The organism is Stenotrophomonas lacuserhaii, from assembly GCF_014836545.1.
Lineage (GTDB): Bacteria > Pseudomonadota > Gammaproteobacteria > Xanthomonadales > Xanthomonadaceae > Stenotrophomonas > Stenotrophomonas lacuserhaii.
On sequence record NZ_JACSQS010000004.1, the window covers coordinates 132,204 to 147,132 of the forward strand.

At 66.1% G+C, this 14,929-nt stretch carries 14 protein-coding genes; 12 read left to right on the forward strand and 2 right to left on the reverse strand.

Translation table 11 applies throughout. From position 1 onward, the window contains the following. The first annotated feature begins 119 nt into the window (after window positions 1-119). From H9654_RS06055 to H9654_RS06085, 8 genes are all read left to right on the forward strand, one after another. Window positions 120-1,055 (forward strand): nucleoside hydrolase, encoded by a 936-nt coding sequence (locus tag H9654_RS06055; RefSeq protein WP_191769811.1) that lies wholly within the window; start codon window positions 120-122, stop codon window positions 1,053-1,055. Window positions 1,056-1,157: 102 nt separating this feature from the next. Further along, window positions 1,158-1,400 (forward strand): type B 50S ribosomal protein L31, encoded by a 243-nt coding sequence (locus H9654_RS06060; RefSeq protein WP_042614414.1) that lies wholly within the window; start codon window positions 1,158-1,160, stop codon window positions 1,398-1,400. 261 nt (window positions 1,401-1,661) lie between these two features. Beyond that, window positions 1,662-2,981 carry a citrate synthase gene (locus tag H9654_RS06065; protein WP_225211905.1) on the forward strand — a complete coding sequence of 440 codons (1,320 nt, stop codon included), beginning with the start codon at window positions 1,662-1,664 and terminating at the stop codon, window positions 2,979-2,981. Between the two features lie 292 nt (window positions 2,982-3,273). Then, entirely contained in the window at window positions 3,274-3,585 is a 312-nt protein-coding gene (locus tag H9654_RS17875) for a CS1 type fimbrial major subunit (RefSeq protein ID WP_263615074.1), read from the forward strand. Further along, the gene (locus tag H9654_RS17880; protein ID WP_263615075.1) at window positions 3,582-3,785 is read left to right on the forward strand and encodes a fimbrial protein; all 204 of its coding nucleotides are present in this window, start codon (window positions 3,582-3,584) and stop codon (window positions 3,783-3,785) included. Before H9654_RS17875 ends, H9654_RS17880 begins: the two co-directional genes overlap by 4 nt. A 46-nt stretch (window positions 3,786-3,831) precedes the next feature. Continuing rightward, a complete protein-coding gene (locus H9654_RS06075) occupies window positions 3,832-6,555 on the forward strand; it encodes a TcfC E-set like domain-containing protein (protein WP_191769816.1) in 2,724 nt (907 codons plus the stop codon). Beyond that, window positions 6,555-7,673, forward strand: coding sequence for a CfaE/CblD family pilus tip adhesin (locus H9654_RS06080; protein WP_225211906.1), 1,119 nt, complete (start codon window positions 6,555-6,557; stop codon window positions 7,671-7,673). Before H9654_RS06075 ends, H9654_RS06080 begins: the two co-directional genes overlap by 1 nt. 5 nt (window positions 7,674-7,678) lie before the next feature. Continuing rightward, a complete protein-coding gene (locus tag H9654_RS06085; RefSeq protein WP_191769818.1) occupies window positions 7,679-8,401 on the forward strand; it encodes a pilus assembly protein in 723 nt (240 codons plus the stop codon). A gap of 29 nt (window positions 8,402-8,430) precedes the next feature. Here H9654_RS06085 and H9654_RS06090 read toward each other — a convergent pair whose 3' ends face one another. After that, the gene (locus H9654_RS06090; RefSeq protein ID WP_191769820.1) at window positions 8,431-9,078 is read right to left on the reverse strand and encodes a hypothetical protein; all 648 of its coding nucleotides are present in this window, start codon (window positions 9,076-9,078) and stop codon (window positions 8,431-8,433) included. A 105-nt stretch (window positions 9,079-9,183) separates the two neighbouring features. Next, entirely contained in the window at window positions 9,184-11,607 is a 2,424-nt protein-coding gene (locus H9654_RS06095) for a penicillin-binding protein 1A (RefSeq protein ID WP_191769821.1), read from the reverse strand. A 219-nt stretch (window positions 11,608-11,826) separates the two neighbouring features. On the opposite strand from H9654_RS06095, the gene H9654_RS06100 reads away from it, so the two are divergent. Genes H9654_RS06100 through H9654_RS06115 form a run of 4 tightly spaced genes read left to right on the forward strand, consistent with a single transcriptional unit; the run spans window position 11,827 to window position 14,922 of the window. Then, window positions 11,827-12,885: a pilus assembly protein PilM gene (locus H9654_RS06100; protein WP_101100965.1), complete on the forward strand. Its 1,059-nt coding sequence runs from the start codon at window positions 11,827-11,829 to the stop codon at window positions 12,883-12,885. Next, complete coding sequence (locus tag H9654_RS06105; RefSeq protein ID WP_101100926.1) at window positions 12,885-13,709, forward strand: PilN domain-containing protein; 825 nt, start codon at window positions 12,885-12,887, stop codon at window positions 13,707-13,709. The genes H9654_RS06100 and H9654_RS06105 overlap by 1 nt, the downstream gene beginning before the upstream one ends. Continuing rightward, entirely contained in the window at window positions 13,706-14,392 is a 687-nt protein-coding gene (gene pilO, locus H9654_RS06110; RefSeq protein ID WP_042614424.1) for a type IV pilus inner membrane component PilO, read from the forward strand. Before H9654_RS06105 ends, pilO begins: the two co-directional genes overlap by 4 nt. Further along, window positions 14,389-14,922: a pilus assembly protein PilP gene (locus tag H9654_RS06115; protein WP_101100924.1), complete on the forward strand. Its 534-nt coding sequence runs from the start codon at window positions 14,389-14,391 to the stop codon at window positions 14,920-14,922. Before pilO ends, H9654_RS06115 begins: the two co-directional genes overlap by 4 nt. Window positions 14,923-14,929 lie beyond the last annotated feature (7 nt).

Below are 14,929 nucleotides of genomic sequence, written 5' to 3' on the forward strand. Positions count from 1 at the left end.
CGTCCCCTGCAGACCCCTCCCGCCCGGCCCCTTCCGAAAAACGGGCGTCGCTCGTGCGCCCGGTTGTATTTGCAGCCACCGCGGTGCGACACTCCGTTGCCGCTCAGAAGACGGCAACGATGACCCACAAGATCCCGCTGTTGATCGACACCGACCCCGGTGTGGACGACGCACTGGCCCTGCTGATGGCCTTCGCCGATACCCGCCATGAGGTGGTCGCGCTGACCATCGCCGCCGGCAACGTCGGCCTGGATTACACCGTCCGCAACGCACTCAAACTGTGTGAAGTGGTCGGCCGTGACGACGTCCCCGTGTTCGCCGGCAGCCCCGATCCGCTGCTGCATCCCTCGCTGGATGCCGCCCACGTGCACGGTCGCGACGGCTATGGCGATGTCGACCTGCCGCCCCCCGCCCGCGGCGCCGAAGCTGAACATGCCGCGCTGGCGATCCTGCGCCTGTCGCACCAGTACCGTGGCGAGCTGATGCTGGTCATGCTTGGCCCGCTGACCAACCTGGCGCTGGCGCTGAAGCTGGATCCAACCCTGCCCACCCGCATCAAGCGCATCGTGGTGATGGGCGGGGCGGTCACCTGCCACGGCAACATCACCCCTGCTGCCGAGTTCAACATCGCCTTCGATCCGGAAGCCGCGCACGTGGTGTTCGCCGCCTTCCCGCACCTGCTGGTATCGGACTGGGAAGCGACCGTGGCCCACGGATTGCCGCTGCAGCAGGCCGAACAGTGGCTGGCCGCCGATTCGGACCGCGCGCGCTTCTATGAACTGATCTCGCGCAAGACCCGTGCGCTGTCCGAAGACAGCAAGGGCGGACGCTGGTTCACCGCCGATGCCCTGGCGATGGCCTGGGCGCTGAATCCGGAAGGGCAGCTGCAGGTGGAGTCGCGGCCGGTGAACATCGAGCTGAACGGCACGTTCAGCCGTGGTGCCACCCTCGTCGACTGGAATCGCCAGACCGGCCAGCCGGACAACTGCGCGCTTCTGATGGCCTACGATCAGTCCCGTTTCGAGGCACTGGTGCGGCAGGCGCTGGGTGCCTGAAGACAGGCACGGCGCGCCCGCCTCAAGGCGGGTTGCCCCGGCGCGAAGTGGGGCTTATAATGCCGCTCTTGTGTTTCCCTTACCTATTTACGGTGTACGCCCATGAAGGACGATATCCATCCCGAGTACCGTGACGTCGTCTTCGAAGACGTCACCTCTGATTTCAAGATCCTGACCCGCTCGACCATGGCGTCGAAGGAAACCACCAAGTGGGAAGACGGTAACGAGTATCCGCTCGTGAAGGTCGAAATCTCCTCCTCGTCGCACCCGTTCTACACGGGCAAGCACAAGGTGATCGACACCTCCGGCCGTATCGACAAGTTCCAGAAGCGCTACGCGCGCTGATCCGTCGATCCACGCTTGGGTGAGCGGCCGCGCATTTGCGCGGCCGTTTGCTTTTCCGGGACGCGGTGCCGTGGCGTATGGTGGTAGAACGCAGCGTCCGGTCGCCGGCATCGGCGCACCCCTGGGCGCCCCCGCCGGCGAGGCCTCGGGCGGGTCCGTATACGACATCTACGACTTCCGTCTAACCCCCGGAAAATGCTGCTGTGCGATAATGGCGGGATCCGCGGCACAGGTCGTGGACGTCATTCACGTGCCTGACCAATGCGCTTGGGCAGGCGCCTTCCCCTTGAAGGAGCGCACACAGTGTCCGATCTTGATCAGGTCACGCTCAACGCCGGCGAAAAGTCGGTCGTTCTGCCGGTCATCAAACCCACTCTCGGCAACGACTGCGTCGACATTTCGAAGCTGACCAAGGAAACGGGGTATTTCACCTACGATTCCGGCTTCACTGCCACCGCAAGCTGCAAGTCGGCCATCACCTACATCGATGGCGACAAGGGCGTTCTGTTGTATCGCGGCTATCCGATCGAGCAGCTCTCGGAAAAGTCGAGCTATGTCGAAGTCGTCTACCTGCTCATCAACGGCGAGCGTCCCGACGCGGCCCAGTTGAAGGCATTCAACGAAGAGCTGGCTGCAGAAGCCACCGTCGATGCATCGATCAACACGTTGATCGGCAGCTTCGCCAAGGATGCCCATCCGATGGCGATCCTGACCGCCGCGATCGCGCAGCTGTCGGGTATCTACCACGCCTCGCTCGACCTGGCTGACGCCGAACAGCGCCGCAAGGCCGCCGTTCGCCTGATCGCCAAGGTGCCGACCCTGTCGGCGCTGATCTATCGCCATGGCAAGGGCCTGCCGGCCAACACGCCGGATACCTCGCTGGACTACGTCAGCCGCTTCCTGAAGCAGACCTTCGAAGCCGCCGACGGCAGCTACGAACTGAACCAGGACGTGGTCAAGGCACTGGATCTGTTGTTCATCCTGCATGCCGACCACGAGCAGAACGCGTCGACTTCCACCGTGCGCCTGGTCGGTTCGACCGGTGCCAACCCCTACGCGTCGGTGGCCGCAGGCGTCACCGCGCTGTGGGGCCCCGCCCATGGCGGTGCCAACGAAGCCGTGCTGAAGATGCTGGAAGAAATCGGTTCGGCCGACAACGTCGAATCGGCCGTGGTCAAGGCCAAGGACAAGACCTCCGGCTTCCGCCTGATGGGCTTCGGCCACCGCGTGTACAAGAACTTCGACCCGCGCGCCAAGGTCATCGGCGAGATGACCGGCAAGGTGCTCAAGCAGCTGGGCGTGCAGGATCCGCTGCTGGACGTGGCCGTGAAGCTGGAGCAGGCCGCGCTGCAGGACGAGTACTTCGTCGCCCGCAAGCTGTACCCGAACGTCGATTTCTACAGCGGCATCATCTACAAGGCGCTGCAGATCCCGACCGAAATGTTCACCGTCATGTTCGCCCTGGGCCGTACTTCCGGCTGGGTCGCGCACTGGCTGGAACAGCAGGTGGATCCGGAAATGAAGATCGGCCGCCCGCGCCAGGTCTACACCGGTAGCGACGTGCGCGACTACCAGGGCTGATTCCGGTCTTTGCCTGTCGCATCGAACGCCCCGCCTCGCGGGGCGTTTTTTTTTGCGCGCCTGTCAGCTCTGCACGGGTCGCTATCGAGAAAGCGTCAGATCCTGGCAAAGCACGAAGCAATGTTTTGTTCCGCAACCAAGCGCACAAAAGCGCTCACGACATCGCGTTTTTGAAGATTTCCTTACGTTCAAATCAGAACGCAATGCCTATTCTCCTGCCGCCACCAGCTTTCGCTGATGGTATAGCGTCGTTTGAATGACGCCATATATCGATATCAAGGAGAGTAGTCATATGAAAACGCATTGCCGGAACGCGCTGGTCGCCATCGCGCTAGCCGCTGCATCCACCTCCGCACATGCCATCCAGGCCGACATCAAGGTCTGGGCAGATGTCGATCCCACGCTGGCCCTGCTGCGTGCCGATGGCAGCGCGTTGCCCGATGGCGTGGCGCTGACCCACAACCCGATCAATGGCCTGATGCCCTGGTCGGACCAGGTGCGGATCATTTCCAACGATCCGCGCAAGGATATCGCCGTGCGCCTGGGTCATGCCGCCGAGCTGCGTCCGGTCATTGCTGCCCCCGGTGCGGTGGGGTGCCGATGACGGTCAGCCTCAATGGCCGAACCGTATCGGTGGCGGGTACCGACTTCACCGCGGCCGAACTGTTCGACGGCGCGTTGCCGGGCGCCTCGATTGCCATGCCGCTCCAGATCGCGCAGACCACGCAGGCGCCCATCACCGCGGCGGGCCTGTACGAGGGACTGGTCAGCATTGTCCTGGCCCAGAAGACCGTCAGCCCGTAACTTCCTGCGCCGGCCCTACGGGGCCGGCCCTTTCGGCCACTCTCACATGATGACTACCGCCCCTGTCGCGACCGGGCTGGCGATCGCGCTCGCACTGCCCGTGGTAATGGGGGGCGTCACCGCCAGTCGCGTCCCGGACGGCTTCGAAGACCTGGTGGAAGGTCAGGTGGAGCAGCTTGACGTCCGGCTGTTCGAGCGCTCTGCAGGCGTGGTGCCGGTGCTCGTCGACCTGAATACCGTGCAACTGCAGGATCCCGGCACCGTACTTCAGGCGCTCGATCTGGACCCTGCGGCACGCTCCAGCCTGCTGCCAGCGCTGTCTGCTCCGCTGCCGCGCAACAGCCATCTGGCATGCCGGCACGGCAATGCCCAGGCGGGCTGCGGCTATATGGATCCCCCCGAAGAGGACACGGCCGTGGCCGCGATCTATGACGAAGGCGAGGGGGCAGTGCGCCTGTTCGTGGCGCGGCAGTGGCTGCCGGCTCCACGCAGCGCCGAGCGCTTACACCAGGCCAGCGCCGCAGCCGAAAAAGCGTTCCTCCACCAGCACGTGATCAATGCAAGCGGTGGCCGCGACCAGCGCGCGCTGGCGATACAGGGCGCGGGCGCATTGGGGATGTCCGCCCACGGGCACCTGGCGGCGAGCTGGAACTTCAGCCAGCACCACGGACACCGCAGTGGCGGTGGATTCGACATGGACAATGCGTATTACCGGCATGACCTGGACCGTCGTCACTACCTGCAGGCCGGGCGCATGGACCGGCGCAACCTCGCCAGTCCACTTGGCGGCACCTTCGGCTTCGGCATGCTCCCGCTGGACCGCTTCGACGGCCTGCGCGTGGGAAGCAGCCAAGCCTACATCAATGTCGAGGCGGCAATGCAGGCCACGCCGCTCACCGTGCTGCTGGCACGCGATGCGCGCGTGGACGCGTTCGATGGCGAGCGCCTCCTGCAGACCTATTACCTGCCTGCCGGAATCAACGAACTGGATACCCGCAGCTATCCCTTCGGCAGTTACAGCGTCACCCTGCGCATCTACGAAGCGGGCGTGCTGGTACGCGGCGAAGAAGCGCCTTTCGACAAGCGTGGCGACGGCGCCGATGACACCCTGCAATGGTTCTTACAGGCGGGGCGGCGTGCAGAACGCGGCGCCCGACACCTGCCCGGCGAAGCCACGGTCATGGCGGGGCTGCGTTTGCCGGTCGGGCACGCCATGGCCGTGACCGCAGGTGCGGTGGACATGGAGAGCGGCCGCTATGCGGAGCTGCGGCTGGACCTGCGGCAGCGGTTCGCCACCCAGGAGCTGCGCGCTGGGCTGAGCGCCATGCGCGGCAGCGAGGGCAGCCGTGGCACCCGGAGCCAGATATCCTACCGGCGACGGGCATCATGGAATGTCCATCATCAACGCTCGCGCGACATCCGCTGCCAGTCGTCTGCGCGATACGACGGAGCGGGGTGCGTGGATGCGCTGAGTGCTTCGATGGCATTGCCGCTACGCGGCGGGAGCCTCTACCTGGGCTACACGCGCCGCCAGGCGTGGCGCGCCGATCCCACGCCGGGCTACGCCGAGGCGGTGTTCATGCCCCCCTCGCTGGCATTGCCCGGGCAGCATGCCGGCAACGTCGATGCACAGCGCAGCCGCAACTGGCAGGGCAGCTTCAGCCGGATCGAGCGTTGGAAAGAGTACAGCGTTGCGCGTCGCTTCGGTCTTTGGCACCAGCGCAGCGACGCAACCGGTGGCCCTCGGCACGACCGCGGTTTTTTCTTCAACCTCAGCCTTACCCGGTTGCAGCGCGGCGATCGGGTCACTTCGCAACGACGCCATGCGATGGACCTGCGGCAGCCGGGCCATCAGCGGCCGCAGATGAGCTACAGCGCCAGCCAGACGATGCGCCGCCAGTACGACGACCAGTCCGCCGAGGTGTCTGCCGATCTGCGCGGCGACAACAGCGAGCGATACAGCGTCGGTGTGGGCGCGCAGTTGCAGAACCACTTCGGCCATGGCAGCGCCACCGTGGCCTTCCATCGGCAGCCCGGGCGTCGGGAAACGGGCTACAGCGCGACGCACAGTGCGGCCTTCGCCTTGGGGCCAAGCGGCTTCTACTGGGGCGAAGGCAACGGCGCCGATGCGGGCCTGGCGGTGAAGGTCGACCCTGCACAGGACAGTGAACTGTCCGGGGTAGCGGCCGAGCTCCAGGTGGCAGGACGGCGCAGGCAGCGCCTGCGGCTTGGCGAGCGCAGGCTGGTGGCCTTGCCGGCCTACCAGATGCACCGTGCCGAACTTCAGGATGCCAGCAGCGGGGACAGCAGCGGGGCGGTGCGCGTAGGCGTAGGCGCTGGCGCTGGCGCTGGCGGTGCCGGGCGTGAGGTGTTCCTGGCGCCGGGCCGGTTGCTGTCGATGGCCGTTCCCATCGAGGTGACCTACACGTTCATCGGCCGCGCGCAGGATCCCGCGGGCCTGCCGGTTTCGGCGGCACGCATCCTCAATGCACCGGTACCTGCCACCGAGGGCAATGGCGGGTTCGTGCTGGATTTCACGCGACGCGAGCAGGTACTGTACCTGTTGCAGGGCAGCCGGCTGCTGCATTGTCCATTGCAGGTGCGCGAGCAGCGCCTGGCCGTGTTGATGGTCGGTACCGTGCAGTGCCAGCCGTTGGACGTGGCGCAGTTGCCGGCCGACATCCGTCAGCAGGAAAGGGTGGCGCAACTGCTGGGGGAGCGGGCCCTGATCCGGCCGGGTCGGGGCGCGCAGCGTGGGAAGGAACGGTGATGATGCGCTGGCTTGCCGTGCTCCTTGCCGTGCTGCTGGTGCCTGCCGCCCGGGCACAGGCGCTACCGCTTACCGATCCCGTTGGCATCGTGCAGGAGCACCCGCTGGCCTATGACCGGTCGGGGGTCCCGGCCTCCATCGAGCTGCTGGCGCCACGCACGCTGCTCGGTTACAGCGCCGACCCTGCGCGTGGCTACGGAAGCATCCATCTCACCTGCCGGTCGGCAACGGATGCAGAACATGGCCGCTGCCCAACCGCCGATACCGGTGCCGAGGGTGGCGGACGCACCGGCATCGCGTTGCGCTTCACCGAACGCAGGAGCGGCATGCGCACGGAGATCACCGTGACCGGTTCGCTGCAACGCGCCTTTGCAGACCGCGCCTGCCAGAACGACCTCTGGCACGGGACCGATCAGCCGCTGAGTAGCCGCTACGGGCCGGAATGCGCTGGCCAACCGCCTACTGGAACCGGTGCGGCCCTGTCCATTGCCGGTAACGAGTTGTCCAGGCTGGTGGCAGGGCGCTGGGAGGCCGAACTGGTGCTGGACTTGCGCACTGAAGCCAACGGGCCGGCACTGGCGACTTACACGTTCCGTCTGGATCTGGACATCAGCGACCGCGATGCGGCGTCGATCTACTTCCCCGCCTTCGACCTGGCAACGCCCCAGGTCGGCCTTAACCTGCACTACGACCCGATCTCGCAGACGGTCGGCGGACATGCCGCGTTGGAGATGTGCCTGTATGACGGAGCAGGTTCGCAGAGCGACTACCTGGGCGTGACTGTCAGTGATAGCGCAGGTCCGTCCTCGTCGGCCAGCGGTTACTCGGTATGGCACGCGGACGGTGGCGACGACCCGACACAGCGCGTGGACTACACCGTGACGCTGGACCACGGCGGAGCACGGCTGCCGATGGCCAATGGAACCGAGCAGATGTTGACCGGCATCGACCGCGTCCGGTTGCGGCTGGTGGCGCTGCCCGGCATGTCCCAGCCTGTGTTCTGCGTGCCGACCCCGCTCAGCCTGGACACTCCCCGCGTTCCCATCTCGAGCAAGCGGCCAGGCCACTACCGCGGCGGGCTGCGGGTCGAGCTGCGTCTGCCGCCCTCCCGTCCCTGAAACCAATGGAACCTTTCGTGAGAACTCGATTTTCCGGCCTTGCCCTGGCGCTGTTTCTGTCCACGCCGGCGGCGCACGCCAACCTGACCATCCATCCCATGCGTGCATCGGTAGAGCCTGGCAAAGCAACGGTTTTCCGCGTGTATTCGCAATCCGCGCAAGCGCAGTTCGTGCAGGCATCCCTGCGCCACATCGTGGATCCGGCCGGCGACGGGGAACACGAAGCGGACGTTGCACCCAGCCAGGCAGCCATTGCGCTGACCCCGTCCAGATTTGCACTGGCGGGCGGGGGCAACCGCTTGATCCGGATCGTCCCGCTGCAGCCGGTCCAGCAGGAGACCGCTTACCGGGTCTATTTCGAAGGTGTCCGCGCACCGGATGAGGAGGCCGCGGATGCCCCCGCAGACGGCGCACAAGCCAGCATCGGCGTCAGCCTGGTCTGGGGGGCGCTGGTCAACGTGCTGCCCGCCGATGGACGGGTGCAGGTGGAGCTGCGCGGCCGCACGCTGCACAACATCGGCACGCTGCGCGTGGGCATCACCAGCGTCGCCGGCTGCAGCGCGGCCGGTGCATGTGCAACCCATGAGGTATCGCGCAGCCTGTACCCGGGCGCATCGCTGCAATTGCCGGCCGGGCTGGAGCCCGGCAGCACGCTGCAACTGCGCTATCGCCTCACCGGCGACGGCTACCGTGAGCACCTGCTGACGCTGCCTCCTGTGATCGGCTGAGCTTGCCGGGTCCGTCGGCCCGGGCTTGCTCAGCCCTGCGTGTCGCCTGGCGCCGGTGCGGTGTCCTGCAGCAGCTCGCGCAGGCGGGCCAGCGAGGCGCGCCGCATTGGCTTTTCGTCTACCGCTGACAGCGGTGCCTGGCGCAGGGCGTGGCAGGGCAGTACCAGCAGCTCGAAGACCACGCCATCGGCGCTGAACACCCACACCGGCGCATCGAGTACCCGTTCGCGGTCCCATCGCAGGCGCCGGCTGCGTACCTCGGCCGGGATGCCATGCTCGTCGAGGAAACGCTGTACGGCGTCCGGGTCGTCGTCGTGCAGGTGCAGCTGGACCGGACTATGCGCATCTGCGGTGCCCTCCAGCACCGGCCCAGCCAACCGTGGAGCGAACGCCTGCAGGAACTCCAGTGCGTGCACCGCCGCTTCCCGCCGCTGCCGCAACGCATTGCTCTGGGCACTGCCGGCGAACAAGCGTTGGTGCTCGCGCAGGGCCTGCTCGATTTCAGCGTTGCGCGGCAGCGAAGCATCGTCATGGATGCCCAGCCGGATGGCGGCCTTGCGCTTGGCCTGGTGGAAATCCTGGATGCCGCCTTCGACCATCAGCCTGGCGGCTTCATGCGCCAGCCGATGGCGGCGTTCACGGGTCTGGGTGGCGGTGTGTTCGCGCGCACGGTGCATGGGTTGCTCCCCTCTGCATGGCCTGGAACCAGCCTACACCGGCGCGGTGAAGGCCAGGTGGCGCGGCATGGAGCGTGCCGCGCCACCGCTCAGTGTCGTGGTCGGTCAGAAGATATCGAATGCCGCCGCATCGGCCTGCGGCGTCTGCAGGTTCAGGTCGTAGTCCTGCAAGCGGTCCATGTCCTCGACCTTGACCCACTCGGTGGCGCCGTTGAGGCTGGCCTGCACCATGCCCGAGGGCGGATCGTTCTGCGCGATCGGCGTGTCCTTCAGCGCGGTGCGCATGTAGTCGATCCAGATCGGCAGCGCGGCCTTGCCGCCATATTCGCGGTAGCCCAGCGAGCGGAAGTCATCGCGACCGACCCACACCGTGGTGGCGTAAGGACCGCCAAAGCCGGAGAACCAGGCATCGCGATGGTCGTTGGTCGAACCGGTCTTGCCGCCCACGTCCTCGCGGCCAAGCACCTTGGCCGCCGTGCCGGTACCGCGCTGGACCACATCGCGCATCATCGACACCAGCTGGTAGGCGGTGCGCGCATCGATCGCGCGCGGCGCGGTGCGCGCATCGGGGTTGACCGGGGCCGGGGCTTCAACCGTCGGCTGTGGCGTCGCGGCGGTGCCGGCCGGGGCCGGAGCGGCGGCAGCGCCGAAGTTGAAGCCATCCACCACCGCATTGGCCGGCTGGCCATGACTGGTGCCTGCGCAGTCACGGCAGGCCAGCGCAGGGTTTTCCTTGAATACTTCCACGCCGTCGCGGTCGGAAACCCGGTCGATCAGCCAGGTGTCCACGCGCGAGCCGCCGTTGGCGAACACGGCATAGCCACGCGCCACCGAAAGCGGAGTCAGCGAGGCGGTGCCCAGCGACATCGACAGGTTGGGCGGCAGCTCGGCTTCGGCGAAACCGAACTCGCTGATGTACTTGCGCGCATAGTCCACGCCCATGCCGTCCAGCAGCCGCACCGACACCAGGTTGCGCGACTGCACCAGTGCCTCGCGCAGGCGCATCGGGCCACGGAAGCCGCCGCCATCGTTCTGCGGCGACCAGGTCTTGCCACGGCGGTCGCGGAACACCACCGGGGCATCGAGCACGATCGACGCCGGGTTGTAGCCCTTGTCGAAGGCCGCTGCATAGATGAACGGCTTGAAGCTCGAGCCCGGCTGGCGACGCGCCTGGGTGGCGCGGTTGAATTTGTTGCCGGAGTAGCTGAAGCCACCCACCAGCGCCTTCAGGGCACCGCTGTTGGCATCCACCGAGACCAGCGCGGACTGACCGCGCGGGATCTGGTCGAGCAGCCACTGGCCTTCCTTCTCGCCCACGCGCACGCGCACGATGTCGCCGCGCTGCACCAGCTTGGCAGGGGTCTTGTTGGTCCAGCGCGCCGCAGCGGCGGGCAGGGTGACTTCGGTACGGTTGGCCAGCACGGCGGTGGCGCTGCCATCGGCGGCGGTGGCGGCGATGATCGCCGGCAGCAGACCGGACTGCGCACTGATCCCGGACAGGTGCCCGGCCAGCGTCGCCACGTCATCGCCGGCACCCAGCGCGACCTGCTTCTCCACGCCGTGCCAGCCATGCCGGTGGTCGTACAGCAGCAGCCCGTCACGCACGGCCAGGTTGGCCGCGGTCTGCAGCTCGGCGTTGATGGTGGTGGTCACGTGGTAGCCCTTGTTGACCACGTCGCCGCCGAAGCGGGCGATCATCTCCTGGCGCACCAGTTCGGCCACATAGGGCGCGTCGACCTGCACCGGTGGCTCGTGCACAGTGGCGTGCATCGGCACGGCCTTGGCCGCATCGGCCTCGGCCTGGCTGATGAAGCGCAGGTCGGCCATGCGCTGCAGGACGTAGTTGTCGCGGCGCTGCTGCGCGCGCTCCGGGTTGGAGATGGGGTTGCCCGAAGACGGAAACTTGGGGATGCCGGCCAGCGATGCCATTTCATCCAGGTCCAGCTGGTCCAGCGACTTGCCGTAGTACAACTGCGCCGCCGCGGCCACGCCGTAGGCGCGATTGCCGAAGAAACTCTTGTTCAGGTACAGCTCGAAGATCTCGTCCTTGCTCAACTCCGCCTCGATCTTGCGGGCCAGCAGGATCTCGGCCAGCTTGCGCGTATAGCTGTATTCCGAACTCAGGAAGAACTGCCGCGCGACCTGCTGGGTGATCGTCGAACCGCCGGGCACGCGGCGGTCGCTGGTGGTGGCCAGCAGCCATACCGCACGCGCGATGCCCTTGTAATCGACCCCGCCATGTTCATAGAAACGGGCGTCTTCGGTGGCCAGGAAGGCCTGCTTGAGGCGCTCGGGGACGTCCTTCATGGTGATCGGCGTGCGCCGCGTCTCGCCGAACACCGCCATCAGCTTGCCGTCGGCGGCGTAGACATACATGGGCTCCTGCATTTCCACGTCGCGCAGGGTCTGCACGTCGGGAAGCTTGGAGGAAATGGCGTAGTAGAGGCCGCCCGCAGCGGCCGCGCCAATCAACGCCAGGATCAGGAAAACGACCAGGATCCAGCGCAGCCAGCGGCGAAGGCGTGTCATCGGTGACAGATTCCGATTGCAGAATTCATGGCCGCAGAGTATAGATTACGCAAGGGGCTGGCTGGGGTCGGCCCTGGGGAGTGCAAGGGGAAGCCGCGTCACCGTGTGTCGTTCTGTGAAGAAACCTTCACGGCGGGACGGTTGCCATTTGCAAAAAAAACGTTATTAATGCGCGGGCGCAGCTATTGCGTCCAAGTGCCCATCGGCAGGGGAGAAACCGTGGGGCTCATCCCAAAAGGCCAGTCGTCGCTCATTGGCGTCGACATCAGTTCGACTGCGGTAAAGCTTTTGCAGCTTTCACGCAGTGGTAACCGTTTCCGCGTGGAACATTACGCCGTGGAACCGCTGCCGCCGAACGCCGTCGTAGAAAAGAACATCGTTGAAGTGGAGGCGGTAGGGGAAGCCATCCGTCGCGCCGTCAACCGGTCGGGAAGCAAGGTCAAGTTCGCCGCAGCGGCCGTGGCGGGCTCGGCGGTGATCACCAAAGTGATCCCCATGCCGGCCGATCTGGACGAGAACGAGATGGAGGCCCAGGTCGAACTGGAAGCCGTCAACTACATCCCGTACCCGATCGAAGAAGTGAACCTGGACTTCGAGGTGCTCGGGACCATCCCGAACAACCCGGAAATGGTCCAGGTGCTGCTGGCTGCCTCGCGTTCTGAAAACGTCGAGCTGCGCCAGTCGGCGCTGGAACTGGGCGGACTGACCGCCAAGGTGATGGACGTGGAGGCCTTCGCGGTCGAGAACGCCTTTGCCCTGGTCGCCAGCGAACTGCCGGTGTCCAGCGACGGCGTGGTCGCGCTGGTCGACATCGGCGCCACCATGACCACGCTGAACGTGTTGCGCGGGGGGCGCAGCCTGTACAGCCGTGAGCAGGTGTTCGGCGGCAAGCAGTTGACCGACGAGATCATGCGCCGTTTCGGCCTGAGCTACGAAGAAGCCGGCCTGGCCAAGCGCCAGGGTGGGCTGCCCGAAAGCTACGAAATGGAAGTGCTGGAGCCGTTCAAGGAAGCCACGGTCCAGCAGATCAGCCGCCTGCTGCAGTTCTTCTATGCAGGCAGTGAATTCAACCGTGTCGACTACATCGTGCTGGCAGGCGGCTGCGCCGCGTTGACCGGCCTGCCGGAGCTGGTGGAAGAGCAGCTTGGCGTGCCGACCGTGGTGGCCAACCCGCTGGCGCAGATGACGCTGGGCCCGAAGGTGCAGGCGCACGCGCTGGCACAGGATGCCCCGGCGCTGATGATCGCCACCGGCCTGGCGATGAGGAGTTTCGACTGATGGCACGGATCAACCTGCTGCCGTGGCGTGCCGAACGTCGCAAGCAACGCCAGCGCGAGTTCTACGCAATGTTGGGCCTGGCCGCCGTCGGTGGCCTGCTGTTGTCGTTGATGGTGTGGTTCTACTACGACCGTCAGGTCAGCGGCCAGGGCGAGCGCAACACCTTCCTGCAGGCCGAGATCGACAAGGTCAAGCTGCAGAACAAGGAAATCGACCGCCTCGACGCGCAGAAGGACCGGCTGCTGGCACGCAAGGCCGTCATCGAGGAACTGCAGTCCAAGCGTTCCCAGATGGTGCACCTGTTCGATGCGCTGGTCCGCACCATTCCCGATGGCGTGGTACTGACCGCACTGAAGCAGGAAGGCGACGTGCTGACCCTGGAAGGGCGCACCCAGTCCAATGCCCGCGTCTCGGCCTACATGCGCAACCTGGAGACCTCCGGCTGGATGACCAACCCGGAACTGTCGATCATCGAAGCGCGTGATCCGGAAAAGGAAAAGGAAGCCAAGACGCTGCCGCTGGCAGACGTCAGCGCGCTGCCGTATGTGTTCGTGGTGAAGGTCAAGCTGCCGGCGCAGAGCGAGGAATCCACGCTCAACCCGGATGGCTCGGTGGCTGACCCGAATGCGCCGGTTGCCGCTGATCCGGCCGTGCTGGCCCCGCTGGCCCCGGCCGACGGTGCCACGCCTGCTGCCGTCCAGGCGCCCGCAGGCAACGCCGCTCCGGCGGCTCCCGCACCGCCCGCTGGCAGCCGGCTGACCCCGGCCGCCCCGCAGCAGACGCCGCCGCCGACACCGGCCAGCGGTCAGGAGGGCTCGCCGTGAGCCAGAAGAAATTCAATATCAACGAGTTGGACTTCAACGACATCGGCAACTGGCCGCAGCAGGCCAAGGTGGTGTTCTGCGTGCTGATCGCGCTGGTCATCATGGCGGTGTCGTGGTTCGTGCTGACCAGCGGCAAGCGTGAAGAGCTCGCCACCCTGGAACGCCGTGAGACCGAGCTGCGCACCGAGTTCGAAAAGGAACAGGGGCGCGCGGTCAACCTGGAGCCGCTCAAGCAGCAGCTGGCACAGATGGAACAGGTGCTGCAGCAGATGCTGCGCCAGCTGCCCAGCAAGACCGAAATGCCGGACCTGATCATCGACGTTTCGCAGACGGCGCTGTCCAGCGGGCTGGTCAACGAACTGTTCGAACCCGAAGCCGAGCAGGTGCGCGAGTTCTACGCTGAAAAGCCGATCAAGCTGCGCATGGTGGGCAGTTACCACCAGTTCGGTGCCTTCGTCAGCGGCGTCGCTTCGCTGCCGCGCGTGGTCATCCTGACCATGCACGACATCAACCTGAAGCCGAAGGATCCCAAGACCGGCATCAATCCGGCTTCGATCCGCGCCGGCGCGCTGGAACTGTCCGGCACCGTCAAGACCTATCGCTACCTAGATGAGGCCGAGATGGAGCAGCAGGAAAAGGCTGCCGCCGACAAGGCTGCTGCAGAGAAGGGAGGCAAGCCATGATCCGCTCTTCCCTGCTGCGCAGCGTTGGCCTGGTCGCGCTGGTGCTGCTGGCCGGTTGCGGCCGCGGCGTGACCAGCACGCCCGGCGATGCGCCCAACCTGCAGAAATGGGTGGAAGACGTGCGCGCACGTCCAGCCCCGGCCCTCGAACCGCTGCCGGTGATGCAGCAGTTCGAAACGTTTGAATATTCGGCGCAGGGCATGCGCGATCCGTTCACCGATGCCTGGTCCAATCCGCAGGGCGGCAGCGGCCTGCGTCCCGATCCGAACCGTCGCAAGGAGCCGCTGGAAGCCTTCCCGCTGGACAGCCTGGACATGGTCGGCACGATCGGGACCGGGGGCAGCACGGTGGCGGTGGTGATGGCACCTGACAAGGTGAGTTACCGCGTGCGGCCGGGCGTGTACATGGGGCAGAGCGATGGCCGGGTGACCGGGGTCTTCGAGGACCGCATCGAACTGATAGAGCTGGTGCCGGATGGCGCGGGCGGGTGGCTGGAACGGCCGGCCGCGCTCTCGCTTGAAGATCAATGATCGTTTA

Excerpts from the sequence above, each read along its gene's own strand:
- H9654_RS06055 (WP_191769811.1), top strand. The coding sequence starts at position 120 with ATGACCCACAAGATCCCGCTGTTGATCGACACCGACCCCGGTGTGGAC.
- H9654_RS06095 (WP_191769821.1), bottom strand. The coding sequence starts at position 11,607 with ATGACACGCCTTCGCCGCTGGCTGCGCTGGATCCTGGTCGTTTTCCTG.
- H9654_RS17880 (WP_263615075.1), top strand. The coding sequence starts at position 3,582 with ATGACGGTCAGCCTCAATGGCCGAACCGTATCGGTGGCGGGTACCGAC.
- H9654_RS06065 (WP_225211905.1), top strand. The coding sequence starts at position 1,662 with ATGCGCTTGGGCAGGCGCCTTCCCCTTGAAGGAGCGCACACAGTGTCC.
- H9654_RS06075 (WP_191769816.1), top strand. The coding sequence starts at position 3,832 with ATGATGACTACCGCCCCTGTCGCGACCGGGCTGGCGATCGCGCTCGCA.
- H9654_RS06115 (WP_101100924.1), top strand. The coding sequence starts at position 14,389 with ATGATCCGCTCTTCCCTGCTGCGCAGCGTTGGCCTGGTCGCGCTGGTG.
- H9654_RS06105 (WP_101100926.1), top strand. The coding sequence starts at position 12,885 with ATGGCACGGATCAACCTGCTGCCGTGGCGTGCCGAACGTCGCAAGCAA.
- H9654_RS06060 (WP_042614414.1), top strand. The coding sequence starts at position 1,158 with ATGAAGGACGATATCCATCCCGAGTACCGTGACGTCGTCTTCGAAGAC.
- H9654_RS17875 (WP_263615074.1), top strand. The coding sequence starts at position 3,274 with ATGAAAACGCATTGCCGGAACGCGCTGGTCGCCATCGCGCTAGCCGCT.
- H9654_RS06085 (WP_191769818.1), top strand. The coding sequence starts at position 7,679 with ATGGAACCTTTCGTGAGAACTCGATTTTCCGGCCTTGCCCTGGCGCTG.
- H9654_RS06080 (WP_225211906.1), top strand. The coding sequence starts at position 6,555 with ATGATGCGCTGGCTTGCCGTGCTCCTTGCCGTGCTGCTGGTGCCTGCC.
- H9654_RS06090 (WP_191769820.1), bottom strand. The coding sequence starts at position 9,078 with ATGCACCGTGCGCGCGAACACACCGCCACCCAGACCCGTGAACGCCGC.